This window comes from Sporosarcina beigongshangi, assembly GCF_033485195.1.
GTDB classification, from domain to species: domain Bacteria; phylum Bacillota; class Bacilli; order Bacillales_A; family Planococcaceae; genus Sporosarcina; species Sporosarcina beigongshangi.
Genome location: NZ_JAWLIR010000017.1, coordinates 1 through 2,029 on the forward strand (window position 1 = coordinate 1; position 2,029 = coordinate 2,029).

Genomic DNA, 2,029 nt, shown 5'->3' on the forward strand with positions numbered 1-2,029 from the left:
GTAAAGAGTCGCTAATTCGCGAATGATTTGATCTGCATCTTGCACGGTGAAAGTGATTTCAATTCCTGTAATTCCGCCTTCTATACACGCTTCCGTGGTATTCATCGCTTCTTCTTTTGAAGTCGCTCGAACGACAGCAACGACGCCACAGCTCGTAATCCTATTCAATACTTTCAGTTTATTCATAACAAACCTCCCGATATATACTTTCTTCGTTTGAAATAATTCAGTGATTGTTATTTCAAAACTTTCAACCTAATTGTATAGATTATAGTAAGCGTTTTCAAGGCATGTCATTCTAGTTTGCTCTTAATAGTGAATAATTGAGTCAATCCCAATGAAATGATTATGTGGTTATTGATGTTACGATCTAAAAGTATGCCGTTCTATCATGAAATATCATGTATTGCCATACAAGCTAAGATAAAAGCACCCATCCCGTGCAAATCATTCTCTGAAGTCGGACGCGATACATAATACTCATATTCTCCAGCAGAAGTTCCGATACAAATGCCACTTAACTCGAGCCTTTGATCATCAACTTTCACCATATGTTCCAGCAAGCCATTATATGCTTTTTTCACAACTTCTTGATAAGTATCCTCTACATAACCCGCTTTTAATGCTTTTGCAATCGTATAGATAAATAACGCCGAACAAGAAGACTCTAACCAGTTATCCTCAAGGTCTCCTTTATCTACAATTTGATACCATAAACCTGAGTCTGCATCTTGATGCGAAACAATTGCAGGGATAAAGCGTTGTAATTCTTCGACCCACACTTCCTGACCATGTTTTTGTCCTTCTATCTGTTCTAATAAATCAATGAGTGCTGTTCCATACCAACCGACTGACCGGCCCCAAAATTCTGGCGAGCATCCTGTTTCTTTGTTTGCCCAAGGCTGGATTTTCTTCTCATCCCACGCATGATACGGAAGGCCAGATTGTGGATCTCTCATATGTGTTCTCATTAATTTTTCTTGCAGCAATACAGATTGAATAAGCTCTGGTTCTTGGAATTGTTTATCATACATGAGCATGAATGGCCCCGCCATAAACAATCCATCTAACCACATTTGATAAGGGTATTTATCTTTATGCCAAAAACCGCCCTCAGATGTTTTATTAATTGTATTCAGTAAATTTCTCAATTTTTTCGCTGCAACCATATATTTTCGATCTTTCGTTTCTTCATACAAAGGAAATAGTAAAATACCTACTTGAATTGAATCCAGCTCATCCCTAGCAAACAAAAAATTCCCTTCATCATCTAGTAAGTTATCAACATAGGCCTTTGTGTAATCAAAATACTCCTGCTTACCTGTTGCTTCCCAAACACGCAACATACCGTACAAAAAAACGCTTTGGTGATAATGCCACCTATTAGCTGGTGGTAGCTCTGCTGGACTATATGTGTTCATAATTGTCTGACAGGCTTTTTCTGCAATAAATAATGGATTATTCTGTGTCATGATTAACATCTCTCCTTAAATTTTTTGTATATATTAAGGTGAACGGAAGAATCCTATCAATAACGTCAGGCACTTGAAAAATGCCTTCGCGGAGATTAATTGAAATCATCAGTTCACCAAATATAGCAATAGATTATAAAAGAATGTAGGCAATAATTGTTCCTATCCCACCGAGCAGGAGCGCATACGGTAAATTATTTAAAGTGATTCGATAGGGACTTTGATTGGTATCCATTGCCGTCAGTGTAACGACTAATCCATATGTCCCGACCGTCAATGTAGCAATCGCACTTGTTACCATGACAATTGCGAGACTTAGCGGATTATAGACATCAAGCAAACTTCCAATTAAGCCAGTCAATATCCCAATTGTTGCAATCGGGTGAATCCCAAACAGACTAAGGAAGATAAAAATAACTTGGATTAGCAGAAAGACTACTAATGGATACTGTGCAACGAGTAGAATTGGCTTCTCAATGACTTCTAAAAATGAAGAGTTGCTAATACTATTTGAGAAAAAGGATAGTGAAATAAATGATTAGCCCCCAAAAAGCCTG

Annotated in this window: 2 protein-coding genes and 1 pseudogene; all 3 read right to left on the minus strand. The window is 37.7% G+C overall.

What is annotated here, in order from left to right; genetic code table 11:
• Positions 1-186, minus strand: a pseudogene (locus tag R2B77_RS09915) (bifunctional 2-keto-4-hydroxyglutarate aldolase/2-keto-3-deoxy-6-phosphogluconate aldolase); the annotation flags it as partial.
• A gap of 203 nt (positions 187-389) precedes the next feature.
• Positions 390-1,472, minus strand: a complete 1,083-nt coding sequence (locus R2B77_RS09920; protein ID WP_212391513.1) for a glycoside hydrolase family 88/105 protein — start codon at positions 1,470-1,472, stop codon at positions 390-392.
• Positions 1,473-1,605: 133 nt separating this feature from the next.
• On the minus strand, positions 1,606-1,833 hold the full coding sequence (locus R2B77_RS09925; RefSeq protein WP_203247579.1) for a hypothetical protein: 228 nt from the start codon (positions 1,831-1,833) through the stop codon (positions 1,606-1,608).
• Positions 1,834-2,029 lie beyond the last annotated feature (196 nt).

What these genes read in the sequence shown, in the direction of transcription:
- R2B77_RS09920 (WP_212391513.1), bottom strand. Translation starts at nt 1,472, where the DNA reads ATGACACAGAATAATCCATTATTTATTGCAGAAAAAGCCTGTCAGACA.